Origin of the sequence: Vibrio sp. FF266, from assembly GCF_041439695.1 — a bacterium.
In the GTDB taxonomy this organism is placed as follows: Bacteria; Pseudomonadota; Gammaproteobacteria; order Enterobacterales; family Vibrionaceae; genus Vibrio; species Vibrio tasmaniensis_A.
On the sequence record NZ_JBGOOO010000054.1, the window covers coordinates 1 to 17,828 of the forward strand.

Consider the following 17,828-nt stretch of genomic DNA (forward strand, 5'->3'; position numbering starts at 1 on the left):
TGATTACAAGTCAGTTGCTCTACCTACTGAGCTAAGTCGGCACACTAAATTCTTTATGCTTTTGTCCGTGTTGCTACTCCCTGTTAAAGAGTGTTGACACCAACAAATCAAATTGTGGTGCCCGGAGGCGGAATCGAACCACCGACACGAGGATTTTCAATCCTCTGCTCTACCGACTGAGCTATCCGGGCAACGGAGCGCTATTAAACGGATTTTCTGCATAACCGTCAACACCTTTTTTGAAAATAACTAAAAAAAACGTTCGTTAGTTGTTTTTTTATTCAAAAGTGAGGCTTACGTTTTACCTTGGTTAAAATCTTTCTTGAATTTTGTTACTTTCTCTAAGTATCGGCGCGACTCTTTATTGGGATGTTTCTTTGTTAGTGCCCAGTAAGCTTGACTCGGTTGCAGTGAATTTAAGTCACGCATTGCTCGCTTTCTATCCTTACTAAAAGTATTGAGCACGCCACCAGTGCCGCCGTTGTATGCAGAGATCATACTGTACTCAAGCGTGGTTGGGTGTTTTACGTCTTTTAAATAACGATTTTTAAGGATGTAAAAGTATGCGGTGCCTGCATCAATGTTGTTTTCTGGATTGAATAAGTACTCAGGACTTGGTTCTCCAGGTTTCTTTTTAACGAGCTTAAAGACATCTCGGCCAGCGGTTTTAGGTACCACCTGCATAAGACCATAAGCATTTGCCCAGCTCACTGCGTAAGGATTGAAGCTGCTTTCTGTCTTGATGATTGCATAGATCAAGTCTTCAGGGATGTCATAGCGTTGAGATGCTCGTTGTACTATGTCGGCATACTTATAACTACGTTTGCTCGCATGATCTGCCACCATTGGGATTTCGACGTAGTAGGCTTTTTTAAAGTCTACCTCTTTGGTTTTTAGGTTATTGGCGATCAGGTAATCTGCGAATTTGTTAGCACGCCATGTCCATTGGATGGGCTTTTTCTCTTGGTCTACGACTTGGTTGTAGAGGAAAGGTTGACCTTCTAGCTTTATGCTTTTGGACGAAAATAGATCGACATGAGCTGGATCATCGGGTGTCAGGAGCGTCGTCATGATCGCATTTTTGAGGTGCTTTTTAGGATCTGTTAAGGAGATGGTTTCTACCGTTATGATACCTTGACTGAAGTTAACTTCTGAACGGCTTAGATAATTGTCTATGTATTTCACATAGTTACTCTTACCTGCCATCTTTACTTCACTGCTGCCCCAGCGCTTTTGGATATTGCCTGAAAAGCTACTAATCAAAGCATCCAACGCCCCAGTATCTTTTTCAAATTGCCCTGGTAGTTCTGCCAAATTACTTACAAACCGGTTGGTTGGTTCGTAGTTAACATCATAAATGCTTTCGACAAATTCACGACTGCACCCTGTTAACAACATGGCTGTTAGGAAGTAACTTAGCTTTTTCATAGTTCCTCATACAAAAATGACATCGCGGCGTAAACCATGATGTCATTAAAATTTATTTAAATAAATGTCTTATTCGCTAGGCGGGGTATAGCCATCAATAACGACATCTTTACCTTCGAAAAGGAAGTTAACCATCTCAGTTTCAAGAAGTTTACGATGCTCAGGATCCATCATGTTCAGCTTCTTTTCATTGATAAGCATAGTTTGCTTACTTTGCCATTGTCCCCAAGCTTCTTTAGATACGTTGTCAAAGATACGCTTACCTAGGTCACCCGGGTAAAGTTGAAAATCTAGGCCTTCAGCATCTTTTTGAAGGCGAGCACAAAATACAGTGCGGCTCATAGTGGTTCCTCTTATCGCGTTCGTTGATTCAAACGTCGTTCAGTTCAAAGGGTAGGCTCTCAATAAGCTGCTTTACAGGAGCGGCTAGGCCAATTTCTTCCGGTTTTGATAAGTTATACCAGAGACCTTTAGTCCCTTCCATTATCAAATCTGGTTGTTTATCTAGTTTTACTAATACAGGCGTGATATCTAAGTGGTAGTGGCTGAAAGTATGTCGAAACGCAATCATGGTCTTGATCGAATCGGTTTCATTGTCTTTGATCGAACGAAGGTCTAACTGATGTTCGATCTCTGCGTTTTCATTCTGAGGGAAACAGAATAGTCCTCCCCAGATACCAGATTGAGGGCGTTGTTCGAGCCATACTTGATTGTTGTGGTACAGAATCACAAACCATGTTTCTTTTATCGGCTTTTCTTTCTTAGGCTTCTTGCCAGGGAAATCGAGCTGCTTATCGAGCTTCTTAGCTTCACACATGCTTTCAATCGGGCATAACGTACATTTGGGCTTGCTACGAGTACAAACCATCGCACCCATGTCCATCATGGCTTGATTGTACTTATCAACATCTTGATTGGGAGTGTGTGCTTCTGCGTGTTCCCAAAGCTGGTTCTCGACTTTCTTTTGCCCCGGCCAACCTTCTACTGCAAAGCTTCTCGCTAAGGTGCGTTTGACGTTGCCATCAAGAATCGCATGAGGGAGTTTATGCACAGAGGACAACACTGCAGCGGCAGTAGAGCGCCCAATACCCGGTAGCGCGTTCATTTCTTCGATAGAAAGCGGAAATTCACCACCGTATTGCTCGGTAACAATCTTGGCAGCCTTATGTAAGTTACGAGCTCGCGCGTAATAGCCAAGCCCTGTCCATAAGTGCAGCACCTCATCTTGTTCGGCGTTCGCTAGGTCAATAACTGTTGGAAAGCGTTCTAAAAAGCGCTGGTAGTATGGAATCACCGTGGCCACTTGAGTCTGCTGAAGCATGATTTCAGATAGCCAAACGGTGTAGGCAGTTTTGTTTTGTTGCCAAGGTAATTCTTTGCGCCCAAAGGCGTCATACCACTTTAATATGGCGGTTGCGAAAGGAGTCACGACATGCTCTATGCTTTGCTATTATTAGGAGTGAAATTGCACCACACTTACGGTTGGATGTAAAACAGACAAATTGTGTGGGAATTTATCCACGGAAAGACTTGCACCGGAGGCAATTCTTTGGATAATCCCCGCTTTGATTAATCAATGTGCAGGCAAAAATCAATGAGTGAAGTGACCACTAACGAATATACTGAAGACGGCAAACTGGTTCGTAAGATCCGTAGTTTTGTTCGCCGCGAAGGCCGCTTAACAAAAGGCCAAGAAAACGCGATGAACGAATGTTGGCCAACAATGGGTATCGACTACAACCCAGAACTTCTTAATTGGAAAGAAGTGTTTGGCAACGACAACCCTGTTGTACTAGAAATTGGCTTCGGTATGGGTGCATCACTGGTTGAAATGGCAAAGAATGCGCCTGAGAAAAACTTCTTAGGTATTGAAGTTCACAGCCCAGGTGTTGGTGCGTGTTTAGGTACAGCTCGCGATGCTGGCGTAACTAACCTGCGCGTAATGTGTCACGATGCAGTAGAAGTATTTGAACACATGATCCCAGACAGCAGCCTGCATACATTGCAACTGTTCTTCCCTGACCCATGGCATAAAGCTCGTCACCACAAACGTCGTATCGTTAAGGCTGAGTTTGCAGAGATGGTTCGCGGTAAGCTGCAACTTGATACTGGTATTTTCCACATGGCAACAGACTGGGAAAACTACGCAGAACATATGATTGAAGTGATGAACGTAGCTCCAGGCTTCAAGAATATCGCTGAAGATGGTGATTACATTCCTCGTCCGGATGAGCGTCCACTGACTAAGTTTGAAGCTCGTGGCCACCGTTTAGGTCATGGTGTTTGGGACATTAAGTTCAAGCGTACTAAGTAATTCTGAATCAAATTAAGTGAAGGTGAATCCGAGTTAGGATTAAACCCTACACTTTATGGGATTGATAAAAGCCAACATTATTGTAGTGTTGGCTTTTTTGTCCTTAGGCTTTTATTGCGATAAAGGTTTAAGGACAGAAAGTAATGTCGTACCCCCTACAAAAATAACAATAAAGAAGTAAGCACACATGAAACCAACTCAAGCTATTTTGGACGAGATTTTAGATGAAGTTCGCCCTTTAATTGGTCAGGGAAAGGTCGCTGATTATATTCCTGCATTGGCTCGTGTATCGAACCAGAAATTGGCGATTGCGGTATACACCAATGAAGGTGAAGTTATTCAAGCTGGCGATGCTGATGAAGCCTTTTCCGTGCAATCAATTTCGAAAGCTCTAAGCCTAACGCTAGCAATGGTGCTGTATAAGCCGGAAGAAATTTGGCAACGCGTTGGAAAGGAGCCTTCAGGACAAGCCTTTAACTCGATGATTCAGCTTGAGATGGAACACGGCATCCCTCGTAACCCGTTTATTAATGCTGGCGCGATTGTCGTTGCTGACTTATTACAAAGCCGTCTATCAGCACCAAGACACCGTTTATTAGAATTTGTCCGTCAGCTATCAGGTGATACACATATCGTGTATGACAAGGTTGTGGCGGCTTCTGAGATGATGCACAGCGATCGTAATGCTGCTATCGCTTACTTGATGCGTTCATTTGGTAATTTTGAGAACGATGTTATTCCCGTACTCAACAATTACTTTCATGCTTGTGCGCTTAAAATGACCTGTGTGGATTTGGCGAAGACCTTTAGCTATTTGGCAAACAAAGGTGTGTCTGTTCAGACCAAGAAAGAGATCATTACGCCTGTTCAAACTAAGCAGTTGAATGCTCTGCTTGCGACATGTGGTTTGTACGATGGGGCGGGAGAGTTTGCTTATCGTGTTGGTATGCCAGGAAAGTCTGGTGTCGGTGGCGGGATTATTGCGATTGTTCCTGGCGAAATGACGATCGCGGTGTGGTCTCCGGAACTAGACGCGTCGGGTAATTCACTGGCGGGAACTCAGGCTTTAGAATTGCTCTCTGAGCGTATTGGTCGCTCTATTTTCTAAGTTCTAAGTTCTAAGTTCTAAGTTCTAAGCTCGACAAAAAAAGCCTCTCGTGATGAGAGGCTTTTTGTACTCTAGCGTTCGAACTATTCGTCTTCTTCTGCCATAAAGGCTTCAAGCAAATCGTTTAAGAAGAGTTTTCCTTTTTCAGTGATCTGCCAATGGCTGTTGGTTTCATTCAAGTAGCCTAGCTCTTTTGCCCATTCAATAGTTTCTTGAATAGAGTCAAAACCAAGCCCCGTAGTATCAATGAAATCCTGCTTTGGACACGCTTCCATTAGCCTGAAGCGGTTCATGAAGAACTCAAAAGGGCGGTCCTCATTAGGGACTTCAAGTTCATCCGACAGATAGGGCTTCACCAGATTCTGATACGCGGCTAGGTAACCTCTAGGGTGTTTAACCTTAGTGGTGCGAACAATACGTCCATCTGCAAAACTCAGCTTGCCATGAGAGCCACAGCCAATACCTAGGTAGTCACCAAAGCGCCAGTAGTTGAGATTATGCTGACACTGATATCCCGGCTTGCTGTAGCCTGAAATTTCGTACTGTACATAACCTGCGTCTGCGAGCTTCTTATGGCCTAAGTCGAAAATATCCCAAAGGTCATCATCGTCAGGCAGCTTTGGCGTTTTGTAATAGAACATGGTGTTAGGTTCTATTGTTAGCTGATACCAAGATAAATGCGGAGGGTTAAGCTCGATCGCTCTGTCCAAATCAGCTAAGGCCTGATCAATGCTTTGATCGGGTAAGCCGTGCATTAGATCTAGGTTGAAGCTATTTAGTCCGATTTTATGTGCTAAATGAGCTGCGTTAACCGCTTCGTCTTGACCGTGAATACGCCCAAGCCTTTCCAGTTTCTCTTGTTCAAAACTTTGCACACCCACCGAGATTCGAGTTATGCCTGCTTTTTGGTAACCAGCAAAACGCTCAGCTTCGATAGTTCCCGGATTAGCTTCCATGGTGATTTCTATTTCAGGTTTGAACGGAATGCGTTGTTCAATGCCTTGCAGCAATCGACCTATTCCTTCTGGAGAAAATAGACTCGGCGTGCCGCCACCAATAAAGATCGAATGCAATGGGCGAGGTGCGCCATTGAGTTGGTATTTTTCGATATCGGTATCGAGATCCTCAAGCAGAGCATCGATGTACTCTTTTTCAGGAATCTCGGCTTTGAGAGCGTGAGAGTTAAAATCACAATACGGACACTTTTGTACACACCATGGAATGTGGACATAGAGGCTGAGTGCGGGTGGTATTAGCGCTGCATTGTGCATTACAGAGCTTGCTCCTTGAGAGTCTTGAATAATGACGCGAGGGCTTTACCACGGTGTGACAGTTGCTTCTTACGTGACGATTCAAGTTCTGCTGAGGCGCAGTTATCTTCTGGTACAAAGAATACAGGATCGTAGCCAAAGCCATTCTCACCGTGTTCTTCAGTCAGAATGCGACCTTCCCATTTACCGTGACATACTAATGGAGTCGGATCATTCTCGTGACGCATTAGCACCAATACACAGTGAAAACGAGCGGTACGATTTTCAACATCAACACCTTGCATTGCATCTAACAGCTTTTCGATGTTTTGCTTATCAGTCGCCCCTTCACCTGAGTAACGTGCTGAGTAGATACCGGGTGCACCATTAAGGTAATCAACTTCTAAGCCAGAATCGTCAGCAATGGCTGGTAGCCCCGTCTCTTTCGCAGCGTGGCGAGCTTTGATGATGGCATTTTCAATGAAAGTCGTTCCTGTTTCTGCGACTTCTGAAACGTTAAATTCACTTTGCGCGACAACGTCGAAACCAAACTCAGACAGAATATCTGCCATCTCGCGAACTTTGCCTTGGTTGCCTGTTGCTAAAACAATCTTACTCATGGGGATGTGGCTCTAATAAGTTAATGACTAGAAATGTGAGCTTTGAAGCTACTCTTCTATATAGAATTTTTGTGTGAAACGCAGTGGTCCAGTGCCTTTCAAACCGGCGTTAACATCGATATTAAAAGTGATGTTCTCTTCGTGAGTGATAGGGAACTCAGTAAGGTAATAAATTGCATCACCTTCCTTTATTTCACGGAAGTTAAGCGTGCGAGTGTTACCTACTAGGTTTCGAGCTGTTCCCGTAATTTTAGCCGTTGTTGCAGGCTTGCCTAGAGAAGCGTTGTCTAGCACGCTGATGTTTAGAATCGCTGAGTATCCGTTTCGTTTCAGCTTATATTGCTTAGCGACCTGCGCAGTTAAAAACGTGGAATTGAAAGCCGAATAATGAACCTCGACATCCTTGATACTTTTAAACTGCCCTGCCGAACTTGGTAGGGCAATCAGAGCGGTGAGTAGTGCTGTTATCCATAGACGCATAATGACTCCAATAAATAGCAAAAAGCCATCATAGGATGGCTTTGACTTCAGTTGGGATCTGGCTTGGTGAGCATATTCGAACTTGCTTATGCCGACCGAGCTCTCCCTTTTCTATCTTAATTTGCCCTTTCGCGACCTTAAATTGTTTCGCAAGGTATTTCGCTAAGTGAGCATTTGCTTTGCCATCAACCGGTGGTGCAGTAATGGCAATTTTCAGTTCCTCTCCGTGCAAGCCGACAATCTTGTCTCGGCTTGCTTTGGGTTGGATATAGAGCCTAAGAAGAATATCTTCTTCTTCGGCCCAAACTGCTTTTGGCATCGTCAAAGTACCTGATGTTCGTACTTGAATTATAGCTGATACCAAATCGGGCCAATTAGGTCACCCATTAAGAAGTTCGCGAATTGCAGAACAATAAACAGTACCAGTACGCTTAAATCAAAACCGCCCATTGCTGGAAGAATACGACGAATTGGAGCCAGCATTGGTTCAGTCAGTTGATGGAACACGTATTCAATTGGGCTACGACCTTGGCTAACCCAGCTCAGGATTGCACGGATTAGCAGAACCCAGAAGATCAAACCACCAGCCGCTTTAAGCAGAGATAGCGCTCCAAAGATCAGGAAGCTGATGTCAAATACAGCCGCACCGCCAGAGATAATCAGGTTTAGAGCGACGAACTTAAGTACACATAGCACATAAGCGAAAACAACCGTCGCAAGATCAAGGCTGCCGATTGATGGAATTACTCGGCGTAGTGGTGCAACAACCGGTTGTGTCGCTTTTACGATAAATTGTGAGAATGGGTTGTAGAAATCTGCACGTGATGCTTGTAGCCAGATACGCAAGATCACAACCATGATGTAAAGATCAAAAACGGTCGAGATCAGAAAGCTCATCGAGTTCATATTGTTTCCTTTTTCGGATTTACTTGCCGTTTAGGTATAGCCTGAACGACACAATGCTTTTTTACTGTAATTAGTATTAAAACAGTTTTTCCATCTCTTCAGCTCGAGCAACCGCCGCTTGCATGGCTTTTGCTACGATATCTGAAAGTTGATGGTCGTTAAACGTGCGCAGTGCTTCTGCGGTCGTTCCGCCTTTTGAAGTCACTTGCTCACGCAGTGTAGATAATTCAGTATTTGGATTTGCTACTACCATCTCTGCCGCGCCTAATGCAGATTGCTGCACTAATTTACGAGCGGTTTCTTGGTCAAAACCTTGGTTAATTGCTTCAGCTTGCATCGCTTCCATAAACAAGAAGAAGTAAGCCGGAGCACTGCCCGCCGCCGCAATGATGTTGTTGATACCAGACTCTTGTTCAACCCAGCTTACTTCACCTACGGCTTGCATTAGCTGAGAAGCAAAGTCTTTATCATCTTGGCTGACCGTTGAATCAGCATAAAGGCCGCTCATCCCCTTACCAAGCAGTGATGGCGTGTTTGGCATAACACGTACAAGGTTCAGTTGGCAGTTTAACATCTCATTGAGTCGATTCGCATTAATACCCGCTGCAATTGAGATAACCAGTTTGTTGCTAAAGTCGATGCTTTGTAAGGGTTTACATACATCAGCCATCATTTGTGGTTTCACTGATAATACAACAACGTCTGCTTGCTCTGCCGCGGCAAGGTTATCGCTGGTGGTATTGATGCCGTATTCTTGCTCTAACGGCAGCCTTCTGGTGTCTGAAGGCGCTGTTGCAGTAATCTTTTGCGCTGGGTAACCACTCGCCACTAAGCCCGCTACAATTGAGCGAACCATATTTCCCGCCCCAATAAAGGCGATGTTCTTATGTTCCATATATAAAATCCTGAGCGTGTCGCTGCGCGGATAAGGCGAAGCGGTATCAATACTTGTACTTGGTTACTTACTACGGTTATTCGCGTAATCACGAGCACCGAAAATAGCCGTTCCAATACGAACCATTGTGCTACCAGCCCCAACTGCTGCATCCATATCACCACTCATCCCCATCGAAAGGGTATCAATGTTTGGATACTTCGCGGCTAGCTTGTCTTTAAGCTCTGCCAGTTGAGAAAATGCATTAAGCTGAGATTGATAGTCAGATACGTTTGCAGGAATCGACATCAATCCTCTTAAAGTGAGGTTAGGGAGCGACGAAATCAACTCCGCGAGCGCAAAAACTGTTTCTTCTGACGTTCCTGATTTTGAATCTTCACCACTGGTGTTCACTTGAATGAGCACTTGTAGAGGTGGAAGCTCGTTTGGTCGCTGATCATGAAGCCTTTGTGCGATCTTATCGCGATCAACGGAATGCACCCATTGGAAGCTTTCCGCAATAGGGCGAGTTTTATTAGATTGGATTGGGCCAATAAAATGCCATTCTAAATTTAGGTTAGAATGTTGTTCTGAAAAGTGTTTTACTTTATCGACACCTTCTTGAACATAGTTTTCACCAAAGGCAACTTGACCTCCGAGTGCGGCTTCTAGAATCGCATCAATAGGTTTAGTTTTACTGACGGCTAAAAGTTGCACGGAGTCTGGAGCTCGTCCGCACTTTTGTTCAGCACTACGAATCTGTGAGGTGATTTGTTCGATATTTTGTTGAATACTACTCATAGCTGACTTTACTTAAGGGAAAATAAATGGATATCACTGAGTTACTAGATTTTAGTGTAAAGCATAACGCGTCAGATCTACATCTTTCTGCGGGTGTATCTCCAATGGTACGTATAGATGGTGAAGTAAGGAAGCTTGGAATCCCAGCTTTGAGTCATGCTGATGTGCATCGTTTAGTTTTTGAGATCATGGACGACTCACAGCGCGGTGAGTTTGAGGAAAAATTGGAAGTCGACTTCTCTTTTGAATTACCCAATGTTGGCCGATTCCGTGTTAATGCTTTTAACCAAGCCCGTGGGTGCGCAGCGGTCTTTCGAACCATCCCTGTAGAAATCCCAACGTTAGAGCAGTTGGGCGCACCTGATATTTTTGAAAAAATTGCCAATTATGAAAAAGGCTTAGTGCTGGTGACTGGCCCTACGGGGTCTGGTAAATCGACAACTTTGGCGGCGATGGTTGATTATGTAAACCGTAATCACAACAAACACATTTTGACCATTGAAGACCCAATTGAATTCGTTCACACCAATAATAAATGTCTGGTTAACCAGCGTGAAGTTCATCGTGATACGCACAGCTTTAAAGCGGCGCTACGCAGTGCGTTACGTGAAGACCCGGACGTAATTCTTGTAGGTGAGCTTCGTGACCAAGAGACGATCAGCTTAGCGTTAACGGCCGCAGAAACTGGTCACCTAGTTTTTGGTACTTTGCATACTAGCTCTGCAGCAAAAACCGTAGACCGTATTATCGATGTATTCCCGGGTAGCGACAAAGATATGGTTCGTTCGATGCTGTCTGAATCGTTACGTTCGGTGATTGCCCAGAAACTATTAAAGCGTGTCGGTGGTGGTCGTGTCGCTTGTCATGAAATCATGATGGCGACACCTGCAATCAGAAACTTGATTCGTGAAGATAAAGTCGCGCAGATGTACTCGATTATTCAAACGGGCGCGGCACATGGTATGCAGACCATGGAGCAAAACGCGAAACAACTGATGGCACAAGGCTTGGTTGACTCGGAAGAGGTCGAGAAAAAGATCGAAATTGAAACCTCAATGTTTTAATCAAGGTGAACAAAATGGAATTGAATCAAATTCTTGAAGGGATGCTCTCTCAAAAGGCGTCGGATCTTTATATCACTGTCGATGCGCCAATCCTTTTTCGTGTGGATGGTGAATTACGCCCCCAAGGAGAGAAGCTGAATGCGGCTCAGGTTGCTCAATTACTTGATGCGATGATGGATCAAGATCGACGAGATGAATACAAGCAAACGCGTGAGGCTAATTTTGCTATCGTGCGTAATTTTGGTCGTTTTCGTGTCAGTGCGTTCTTTCAGCGAGAGCTGCCAGGAGCAGTAATTCGTCGCATCGAGACTAACATCCCTACCTTTGAGCAATTAAAGCTTCCTGACGTACTACAAGACCTTTCAATCGCTAAGCGCGGGCTTGTGCTGGTGGTTGGTGCGACTGGCTCTGGTAAATCGACCTCGATGGCTGCGATGACAGGCTATCGCAATACCAATCGTTCAGGTCATATCTTGACGGTTGAAGACCCGATTGAATTCGTACACGAACATAAAAAGTGCATCGTGACTCAACGAGAGGTTGGACTCGACACCGAAAGCTATGAAGTCGCGCTTAAAAACTCGTTACGCCAAGCCCCTGATATGATTTTGATTGGCGAAATCCGTAGTCGTGAAACCATGGAATACGCGATGACCTTTGCTGAAACGGGTCACTTGTGTATGGCAACCCTGCATGCCAATAACGCTAACCAGGCGCTAGAGCGTATTCTTCACTTGGTGCCGAAAGAGCAGAAAGAACAGTTCCTGTTTGATCTGTCGATGAATCTGCGTGGTGTGGTCGCTCAGCAGTTAATACGCGATAAAAATGGCAATGGTCGTCATGGTGTCTTCGAAATTCTGCTGAATAGCCCTCGGATATCTGACTTGATTCGTCGTGGTGAGTTGCATGAGTTAAAAGCTACCATGGCCAAATCGAAAGAGATTGGTATGCAGACTTTTGACCAAGCTTTGTATGATTTAGTGGTTGCGGACAAGATTAGCGAGGATGATGCATTCCATAGTGCAGATTCTGCCAATGACTTGCGTTTAATGCTCAAGACCAAACGTGGCGATGATGACTACGGAACTGGTGCGTTGGCTGGCGTTAAGATTGATATGGGCTAAGTCACGGCTTTGTTGATAAACACAAAACCCGCTTCTGTGGCGGGTTTTATTCGTTTATAACTTAATGCATGTTAGATGAGTGCATGTTAGATGAGTGCATGTTGGAGCGATGGTTATCATATGAGTAACCGCGCTCCTTTTCTAATTTGATTTTTGACGGGTACTGTTGACCGTCGTAACCCGCGGAACCGCTTCCCATTGAGCTGCATGCCGTTATAGATAACGCTATGAATATTGCTAGAAAAATTTTCATATGAACTCCCAAGTTCTTTTCCTTTATCGCTCCTCCATTACGCAGTTAAAATGGCAAGGGATCATAAGCTTGCTCGAGTTTGCTAAATAAATAACTTAGCCATATTGTGCTTCAAACCAGCTCTCTAGAATTACAACGGCTGATTGATTATCGACGTTACCTTTACTTAGCGCTTTATAGCCGCCCATTTCAAAAAGGTCGGCCCTTGCTTCTGTCGTAGAAAGTCTTTCATCATGCAGTTCAACATCCACACCAAAGCGTCCTTTAAGACGGTTAGCGAATTTCTTCGCTCTGGGTGTAATAGCTGCTAGATCTTTACCATGAAGGTCGGTAGGAAGGCCAACCACAATCAGATTCGGTTGCCACTCCTTAATTTGCTTCTCGATATCGTCCCAGTTTGGGATGCCATCTTTGGCTTTAAAGGCTTTCAGGGGGCTTGCTGTGCCTGTGATTTCTTGTCCAATCGCACTGCCGATACTTTTTGTACCGTAGTCAAATGCCATAATTGTTCGTGACATGGGGCTTCCAAATTAATCTGTGTTTGAGTGTTTACTTTATTGAGCTGAGCTGAGCTGAGCTGAGCTGGGTTGGTTTAGGCGTGGCCTGCGTCTGCTGAAAGCTGAGCGGCATTAATACCTAACATTTGTACCGCAACTTTCCAGCGGTCCGAGATCGGTGTGTCAAAGATGACCTTTGGATCGGCTTCAACGGTTAGCCATGAGTTCTCGGTCAGTTCTATCTCCAACTGGCCAGGCTCCCACCCAGAATAACCAAGTGCAACCAGATAATTGTTCGGTTCATCTTCAGTCTCTAAGACCATCAGAATATCTTTCGAGGTTGTTACCGAGATTTGATCCGTCATGTTGATGCTGGATTGATAACTGCCTTTGGGTTTGTGCAAAATAAACCCACGGTCTTCTGCAACTGGCCCACCATTAAGTACTGGCTTATCAAGGCTTGCTTGGTTGGGTTTCGGCTGTTCAGAATCAACCTCAACTTGCTTAAGCATACTGCCAACAGTGACATCGATAGGAGCGTTGATCATCAAACCCATCGCACCTTCGTCATTGTGCTCACAAAGATAGATCACCGAATTTTGAAAGTATGGGTCTTTCATTCCGGGCATAGCGACCAGAAAGTGGTTCGTTAAATTCATAGAGCCTCCTGCCAGTGTGTTCCCAGTAAAGGAAAAAGAGCGGCGTAAAGCCGCTCATTGTTCTTTGCCTAGATATTTTTGTGTTTTCGAATAGCTAAGACTTTCTTAAGTTTAGGCTATTTAGCGTTAACGCGACGCTCGATTGCATCCATTAATTTACCCGTAACAGAAATATCAAAAGCAGCTTCAATTTCACGGATACAAGTTGGGCTCGTTACGTTAATCTCAGTTAGCTTGTCACCGATAACATCAAGTCCTACAAAGATTAAACCTTTCTCTTTTAATGCCGGTGCAACTGCTCTTGCGATAGCCCAGTCTGTTTCACTCAGCGGGCGAGCTTCACCTGTACCGCCAGCAGCAAGGTTACCTCGAGTTTCCCCTTTCGCAGGAATACGCGCTAGGCAGTAAGGCATTGGTTCACCGTCAACCACAAGAATACGCTTATCACCATTGCTGATGTCTGGAACAAAGGTTTGTGCCATTGCGTAGTTTTGACCATGGTTAGTCAGTGTTTCAATGATCACTGATACGTTAGGGTCGCCTTCCTTCACTCGGAAGATAGACGCGCCGCCCATACCATCAAGTGGTTTTAGAATCACGTCACCGTGCTCTTCTCGGAACGCTTTAATTTTTTCAGCTTTACGAGTCACGATGGTGGTTGGTGTCAGTTCAGGGAACCAAGCCGTGAATAGCTTCTCGTTACAGTCACGTAGGCTTTGTGGTTTGTTGACGATCAGTGCGCCGTTCTCTTCAGCACGCTCAAGAATGTAAGTTGCGTAGATGTACTCAGTATCAAACGGAGGATCTTTACGCATTAGTACCGCATCTAAATCGGATAGCGCGATAGTCTGTTCTGATTTGAACTCGTACCAACCGTTTGGATCTTCTTTTAGTTCAACAACCTTAGTGTCAGCAATGGCTACGCCTTGATCTAAATGTAGATCATCCATTTCCATGTAATGGATTTCGTAACCACGACGCTGAGCTTCAAGCATCATGGCAAAGCTAGAGTCTTTTTTGATGTTAATGGATGAAATTGGATCCATTACGATGCCAAGTTTGATCATTTTTTTCTCCTAGCCTAGATCGCCAAAACGGACTTGTAAGGCAGTAATTGCGGTTAGAGCTGCTGTCTCGGTACGAAGTACACGTGGGCCAAGTAGCGTCTCTTCAAATTTGTATTGTTCTGTCATACCGATTTCTTCAGCTGACAGTCCACCTTCAGGACCGATCAATAGGCGCACCTTACTGATCGGCTCTGGAAGGGTATTGATTGAGTATTTTGCACGAGGATGCAGGTTTAGTTTTAACGCTTCGCTCGGTTCGCTGCACCACTCTTCAAGTTGCATGATTGGGCGAATAACTGGAACCGTATTACGGCCAGATTGTTCACATGCTGCGATAGCAATCTTTTGCCACTGTGCGAGCTTTTTCTCGAAGCGTTTAGTATCAAGCTTAACGCCACAGCGCTCTGAAATAAGAGGGGTAATGGTGTTCACACCAAGCTCAACCGATTTCTGAATCGTGAATTCCATTTTGTCGCCACGTGAAATCACTTGGCCTAAATGTAAGTCTAACGGAGATTCGCTGCTGCGCTCGATACGTTCAGTAACATTAACTGTGACGTTCTTTTTTGATACTTCAGCAATTGTCGCAGGGAATTCAGCGCCACTGCCATCAAATAGAAGAACATCTTGACCTTCTTTCATACGAAGGACTCGACCAACATGACCCGCGGCATCTTCGTCTAAAGCGAGTGAACCTAACTGATGAATGCGTTCTGGGTGATGGATGCGAGGGATTCTCATGCTGGTAAACCTATAAATATGTTCATTTGGGTATTTTGTCTCTGCCTAACATGGATGCTTTTAGTTGAAAAAACAAGGGTAGCGCAAGAGTTTCAGGGGCAATTCTGAAACTCTTGTTTGAGATGGAGGCAATTGGAGATGTTGGTTGCCTGAGTCGTGTTATTTACAAGCAGGAAAAACAAACGGGTTGTGATTACCTTGGATCGCATAGATTCGCTCATCACGCGTACATTCCCACTTATCGACAGGGAATTGCTTGTTCCACGCCATCATCAGGTTAGTCTGCTGCTTAGAGAGCTTGAAGCCATACTCTTGACTCATGTAAAGATAAGTTCGCGCGATAGAGCCTTTTGCTCGGTCTGGCGGCATCACTTTGCGCTGCTTGAAGTTGACCTGCATTTCACATTGACCATAGCTAACGCCATCCATTCCATTCCACTGGCTGAAGTTGTAATTAGAGCGATCACCGTTAACCTCGCCAATGGTCGGAGTCAGATTATGAAGATCGGCTTCCATCGATTTGAATATTTTGTCATTGCGAGTACAGTTTTTACGTCCGCCATCTTGCCAGCACTGACGCTGGTGGCCAAATTGCCAAGCTGGAACTACGTGTTCCCACTCAATACGGGAAGCGCGTTTTTGCTGTTTTCTGACTTGATAACCACAGCCGTCGAGGTCGGGGATACCTTTCTTTTTGTCTTTCCAAGTGATGTCACAACCACAATAAAATGAAGTCGGGTGATCGAGATAAATCTTCACAGCTTCTTTTTTTGCTTTGGAGAAGGAGCTTGGTGGAGCGGCGAAAACGCTTTGGGTTACCAGTAGGCCAAATACTATTGATAGGTAAAAGGAAACCGATAGGCCAAATACTTTTGGAGTGTTTTTTTGCATAGAGAAAGACTGATGAAAGTATGATAAACAACAGTCTAGCACTCAAATGTTAGTTCTCTCTATTACATTTATTCGCGTTACCTTGTGAGCTTAAGACTTAGCTCAATTGAAGGCCGGTAAAAGCTAAGGTTTGCTGGCATTGTTGGCAACGATACGTTGATTGGTTGCGGATGACTTTGTTGTGTCGTCTTATCGATAGGGGATAAGTGGTGCAATCACAGCGATACTCAAAAGTTTTGCCCTGCACTGAGGTGATTTCCAAGCTGTGGGTCGTTTTGGCCGGTACATTGAATACCTTTTCCATCACGTATTTCCACTCATTGCCGTGAGGCCTAACTCGTCCGAAGACCTGATGTGTGATCAGATGCGCGAGTTCATGAGGCACGACTTCGTTAATAAAGGCGTCTTCATTTTCGCTGAATAGCACTTGGTTGAGTTTTATCTCGTTTAACTGGAGGTAGGCTTTTCCCGCTGCCTTTCCTCTTAACTTGTAAGTGACAGTTGGGCATGGAAATTCACGAGAAAAATGTTGATTAGCGATAGCTAGGCATTCGCCCAGTTTTTTATTTACTCGATGTTGTTGCGGGGTGTAAGACAAGCGTTGTTAACTCCAAAAAAAGCCTCAGCGTTTAAGCTAAGGCCTCATCATAACATTGCTCATCGATCGTGAAACGATTTAAACGTGATGTTTCTTTTTGATGACTTCGTGGTAAGCATGCCATGTTCCGTAACCAAGTAATGGCATCGTTACAATCATCCCCACACCGTAGGTCGCGAAGCCGACTAAGATACCAGTACCAATGATACCAGCCCAAACGACCATCGCAGGGATGTTTGATTTAACAGCGTTGAAGCTAGTAAAAATCGCACTCATTACATCTACACGTCTCTCCATCATTAGTGGAATTGAAAATGCTGAGATACTAAATATCAGGCTAGCGATAACAAAACCAATTACAGACCCTGTAATTAAGAAGGGAGCAAATTCGGTCAATGGTGCCCCTTGTACTGAAGGGTAAAGTGCGTGCAATAATGCAGCGATACGCATCCAGAATATCATCGCAACCATTAATACAATCGCAAACGCCCATTGGTGGGTTGAGTTGCGTGTGATGGCTTTCATCGAGTGCAGTAGGCTAGCGTTGTGCCCCTTTTCTCTTTCCCAGGCTGCGTCATATAAGCCTAGGGCAAGAAACGGCCCTATTAGCATGTACACAATCAAGCTTGGCATAACGACTAAATGTGTTCCTTGCCATTGGACAAGTTGAACAATGGCGATGGCCGCACCCATAAAGCACAAACCGTAAAATGCGCTGATTAATGGCATTCTCACTAAGTCGTGCAGAGCAAGCGACAACCAATGAAAGGGCGCTGAAATGCTCACCTGATTACATGGTATTGTACGAGCGTATTCTGAGTCTTTGATTTCTTTTTGTTTATCGTCGAAGTCTTGTGTATTCAATGTACGAGGCATAGATCCTCCTTGATCGGTTTTCTACCTGCGCTGCAGTTAAATTGCAGCGAACGAAACTCGATGCCCGACTTGGCGACGTCTTTGATGTAAGCGCGCATCAGCTAAATAGTTCACGAAACAAAGTCTGATCTTGATTTGTTCGTTAACATTATTTTAACTATTGACCGTGAAGCGGCAAATATCAACTTTTGACAGGCTGTTATTAGGGCGTGTTGACCTTTTGTGGTTAAATTTTGTTCGAGATAAAAGCGTTTTAATCGCGGCGAGGGGGAAGTAG

At 44.6% G+C, this 17,828-nt stretch carries 21 protein-coding genes and 1 tRNA gene; 4 read left to right on the top strand and 18 right to left on the bottom strand.

Annotated features, from left to right (window positions below; translation table 11 throughout):
- Nucleotides 1-115 precede the first annotated feature (115 nt).
- The 4 genes from ACED59_RS22430 to mutY all read right to left on the bottom strand — a co-directional run bounded on the left by ACED59_RS22430 (nt 116) and on the right by mutY (nt 2,857).
- A tRNA-Phe gene (locus tag ACED59_RS22430) sits at nt 116-191 on the bottom strand.
- Nucleotides 192-294: 103 nt separating this feature from the next.
- Nucleotides 295-1,428 (bottom strand): membrane-bound lytic murein transglycosylase MltC, encoded by a 1,134-nt coding sequence (gene mltC / locus ACED59_RS22435; RefSeq protein ID WP_017097514.1) that lies wholly within the window; start codon nt 1,426-1,428, stop codon nt 295-297.
- Nucleotides 1,429-1,497: 69 nt separating this feature from the next.
- The gene (locus tag ACED59_RS22440) at nt 1,498-1,770 is read right to left on the bottom strand and encodes an oxidative damage protection protein (RefSeq protein ID WP_010435637.1); all 273 of its coding nucleotides are present in this window, start codon (nt 1,768-1,770) and stop codon (nt 1,498-1,500) included.
- 28 nt (nt 1,771-1,798) lie between these two features.
- Nucleotides 1,799-2,857: an A/G-specific adenine glycosylase gene (mutY, locus tag ACED59_RS22445; protein WP_017097515.1), complete on the bottom strand. Its 1,059-nt coding sequence runs from the start codon at nt 2,855-2,857 to the stop codon at nt 1,799-1,801.
- A 165-nt stretch (nt 2,858-3,022) separates the two neighbouring features.
- Between mutY and trmB the strand changes: the two genes are divergently transcribed.
- Entirely contained in the window at nt 3,023-3,742 is a 720-nt protein-coding gene (gene trmB / locus ACED59_RS22450) for a tRNA (guanosine(46)-N7)-methyltransferase TrmB (protein WP_029222028.1), read from the top strand.
- Nucleotides 3,743-3,929: 187 nt separating this feature from the next.
- Nucleotides 3,930-4,850: a glutaminase B gene (gene glsB, locus ACED59_RS22455; RefSeq protein WP_017097516.1), complete on the top strand. Its 921-nt coding sequence runs from the start codon at nt 3,930-3,932 to the stop codon at nt 4,848-4,850.
- A gap of 83 nt (nt 4,851-4,933) precedes the next feature.
- Here glsB and hemW read toward each other — a convergent pair whose 3' ends face one another.
- The 7 genes from hemW to ACED59_RS22490 form a co-directional block, all read right to left on the bottom strand.
- A complete protein-coding gene (gene hemW, locus ACED59_RS22460) occupies nt 4,934-6,121 on the bottom strand; it encodes a radical SAM family heme chaperone HemW (protein ID WP_017097517.1) in 1,188 nt (395 codons plus the stop codon).
- Nucleotides 6,121-6,720: an XTP/dITP diphosphatase gene (locus tag ACED59_RS22465; RefSeq protein ID WP_017097518.1), complete on the bottom strand. Its 600-nt coding sequence runs from the start codon at nt 6,718-6,720 to the stop codon at nt 6,121-6,123. Before ACED59_RS22465 ends, hemW begins: the two co-directional genes overlap by 1 nt.
- Nucleotides 6,721-6,768: 48 nt before the next feature.
- Nucleotides 6,769-7,200, bottom strand: a complete 432-nt coding sequence (locus tag ACED59_RS22470; protein ID WP_017097519.1) for a DUF4426 domain-containing protein — start codon at nt 7,198-7,200, stop codon at nt 6,769-6,771.
- Between the two features lie 28 nt (nt 7,201-7,228).
- Entirely contained in the window at nt 7,229-7,519 is a 291-nt protein-coding gene (yggU, locus tag ACED59_RS22475) for a DUF167 family protein YggU (RefSeq protein ID WP_016798773.1), read from the bottom strand.
- A gap of 29 nt (nt 7,520-7,548) precedes the next feature.
- Entirely contained in the window at nt 7,549-8,106 is a 558-nt protein-coding gene (locus ACED59_RS22480; RefSeq protein ID WP_012604836.1) for a YggT family protein, read from the bottom strand.
- A gap of 76 nt (nt 8,107-8,182) precedes the next feature.
- Nucleotides 8,183-9,001: a pyrroline-5-carboxylate reductase gene (gene proC, locus ACED59_RS22485; RefSeq protein WP_017097520.1), complete on the bottom strand. Its 819-nt coding sequence runs from the start codon at nt 8,999-9,001 to the stop codon at nt 8,183-8,185.
- A 63-nt stretch (nt 9,002-9,064) separates the two neighbouring features.
- Nucleotides 9,065-9,781 (bottom strand): YggS family pyridoxal phosphate-dependent enzyme, encoded by a 717-nt coding sequence (locus tag ACED59_RS22490; RefSeq protein ID WP_017097521.1) that lies wholly within the window; start codon nt 9,779-9,781, stop codon nt 9,065-9,067.
- Between the two features lie 26 nt (nt 9,782-9,807).
- Between ACED59_RS22490 and ACED59_RS22495 the strand changes: the two genes are divergently transcribed.
- Together ACED59_RS22495 and ACED59_RS22500 are read left to right on the top strand one after the other, a co-directional pair.
- The gene (locus tag ACED59_RS22495; RefSeq protein WP_012604833.1) at nt 9,808-10,845 is read left to right on the top strand and encodes a type IV pilus twitching motility protein PilT; all 1,038 of its coding nucleotides are present in this window, start codon (nt 9,808-9,810) and stop codon (nt 10,843-10,845) included.
- 14 nt (nt 10,846-10,859) lie between these two features.
- Nucleotides 10,860-11,969, top strand: a complete 1,110-nt coding sequence (locus ACED59_RS22500) for a PilT/PilU family type 4a pilus ATPase (RefSeq protein WP_029222974.1) — start codon at nt 10,860-10,862, stop codon at nt 11,967-11,969.
- A 348-nt stretch (nt 11,970-12,317) separates the two neighbouring features.
- Here the strand turns inward: ACED59_RS22500 and ruvX are convergent, their stop codons facing one another.
- From ruvX to ACED59_RS22535, 7 genes are all read right to left on the bottom strand, one after another.
- Nucleotides 12,318-12,740: a Holliday junction resolvase RuvX gene (gene ruvX, locus ACED59_RS22505; protein ID WP_009847698.1), complete on the bottom strand. Its 423-nt coding sequence runs from the start codon at nt 12,738-12,740 to the stop codon at nt 12,318-12,320.
- 74 nt (nt 12,741-12,814) lie between these two features.
- The gene (locus ACED59_RS22510) at nt 12,815-13,378 is read right to left on the bottom strand and encodes a YqgE/AlgH family protein (RefSeq protein WP_371705137.1); all 564 of its coding nucleotides are present in this window, start codon (nt 13,376-13,378) and stop codon (nt 12,815-12,817) included.
- Between the two features lie 116 nt (nt 13,379-13,494).
- Nucleotides 13,495-14,445 (bottom strand): glutathione synthase, encoded by a 951-nt coding sequence (gshB, locus tag ACED59_RS22515; protein WP_004735482.1) that lies wholly within the window; start codon nt 14,443-14,445, stop codon nt 13,495-13,497.
- 9 nt (nt 14,446-14,454) lie between these two features.
- Entirely contained in the window at nt 14,455-15,186 is a 732-nt protein-coding gene (gene rsmE / locus ACED59_RS22520; RefSeq protein ID WP_017091302.1) for a 16S rRNA (uracil(1498)-N(3))-methyltransferase, read from the bottom strand.
- Nucleotides 15,187-15,345: 159 nt separating this feature from the next.
- Entirely contained in the window at nt 15,346-16,077 is a 732-nt protein-coding gene (locus ACED59_RS22525) for an endonuclease (protein WP_017097524.1), read from the bottom strand.
- 97 nt (nt 16,078-16,174) lie between these two features.
- The gene (locus ACED59_RS22530) at nt 16,175-16,675 is read right to left on the bottom strand and encodes a SprT family zinc-dependent metalloprotease (protein ID WP_017097525.1); all 501 of its coding nucleotides are present in this window, start codon (nt 16,673-16,675) and stop codon (nt 16,175-16,177) included.
- Nucleotides 16,676-16,753: 78 nt separating this feature from the next.
- Nucleotides 16,754-17,551: a DUF2189 domain-containing protein gene (locus tag ACED59_RS22535; RefSeq protein WP_009847692.1), complete on the bottom strand. Its 798-nt coding sequence runs from the start codon at nt 17,549-17,551 to the stop codon at nt 16,754-16,756.
- Between the last annotated feature and the right edge of the window lie 277 nt (nt 17,552-17,828).